2 pseudogenes are annotated in these 1301 nt (G+C 71.3%); both read right to left on the bottom strand.

The window, feature by feature from the left end:
• Window positions 1-354: pseudogene (locus DD1DGNOD_RS24990) on the bottom strand (hypothetical protein); the annotation flags it as partial.
• 259 nt (window positions 355-613) lie between these two features.
• Window positions 614-1301: pseudogene (locus DD1DGNOD_RS24985) on the bottom strand (hypothetical protein); the annotation flags it as partial.

Below are 1301 nucleotides of genomic sequence, written 5' to 3'. Positions count from 1 at the left end.
ACCGTCGGCGATGTAGATGTTGCTGGCGCCGGGCTGAAGAACCGCCGACGGGGGCGTCACGGCACCGCTGGCAGCCGGGGAGCTGACCTGGATGATCTGGTCCTCCTGGGTTCCCCCGTTGAAGAACGCCGAAATCACCTGAGCGTCTGCGTCTTTGGCCGCCGGTCCGGCCACATAGACGTTACGCAGCGAGATGGTGCCGACGGCACCGGATACCGTGTTCGTGGTCGTGCGTGCCTGCGACGTCATCGCGTCGCTGCCGGCCGCGCATGCGGAGAGTGCGGCCGTGCCGATCAGTGATGTGGCGGCCAACAGCAAGGCGGTCGCGGTACGCACACCCGGGCGGTGGCTCACGAGTCGGCTGCTCCTCGGTGCGGAACCGACGATCGTCACGTCGGTGTCGGTTGACTCCGCCGCCGGACCGGCGGACGGGACGTGCACGGTCCCAACCCCAAGGCGCGCGTTCGCACAGAATTCGCATACGTGCAGAGTTCGACCGCGGACCACATGTTAGTGCAGCTCCTCCGGTGGCGCGGAGAAGCCGCCGCGGGGGCGTCGCGCCGCCCCGACCCGGACGGCACCCGCCGGGAGGGGAAACCTGCGGGAGGGGAACCTACCGGCTCGGCAACGCCCCGAGCCATCCCTCCAGGCGATCACCGACAGTGAAGGTGCGCGGCGATTGCACCAGGCGACCGTCCGCGGCGACGAGCAGCAGGGTCGGCTGCCGGGGATCGGCCCGGTACAGGCGGGCGAGGGAGCTGCCCGGGTCGCTGTAGCCGACTGCGAGCCTTGCGGCCGCGTCCGGCTGGCGGACCAGCCTGTCCAGCGAAGGGTCGTCGATCCACGGCGCCACGAGGTAGGTCGGTATCGGTGTGCCTTCCCGAGTCTGCCCCACGATTTCGTGGACGGCGTCCGGGCACTCGCACGCCACCGGCAGCAGCACGATCAGCGCCGGTCGTAGATCGGTGGCGGAACGGGACGTACGGGCGGTATTAAGCGTGACCTCGGGTAGCAGTCCGCCGACCGTGCCGGGGAGCGTGGTCGTGGACGCGAGCGGGACCGCGCCCTGCGGCGCAAGCGGTCGCGGGTGCGCGAGGATGAGCGGCACCATCGCGCCCAGCGCCGCGAGAACGATGAGGAGCAGGGCGACGGCGGCCCCGGAGGTGTGGCGGGGTCGCCCGCCCGCCCGGCCGGCCGGTTCACCCCGTCGGTCGACCCGGTCGAGCCAGTGGAGCCGATCGTGCCGGTGGAGCCGATCGTGCCGGTGGAGTCGATCGCGCCGGTTCCGCAGACCTGGGACC

This window comes from Candidatus Protofrankia californiensis (assembly GCF_900634765.1).
In the GTDB taxonomy this organism is placed as follows: Bacteria; Actinomycetota; Actinomycetes; order Frankiales; family Frankiaceae; genus Protofrankia; species Protofrankia californiensis.
The sequence above is the reverse complement of the archived record's forward strand: the minus strand, read 5'-3'. Positions and strand labels throughout refer to the sequence as shown.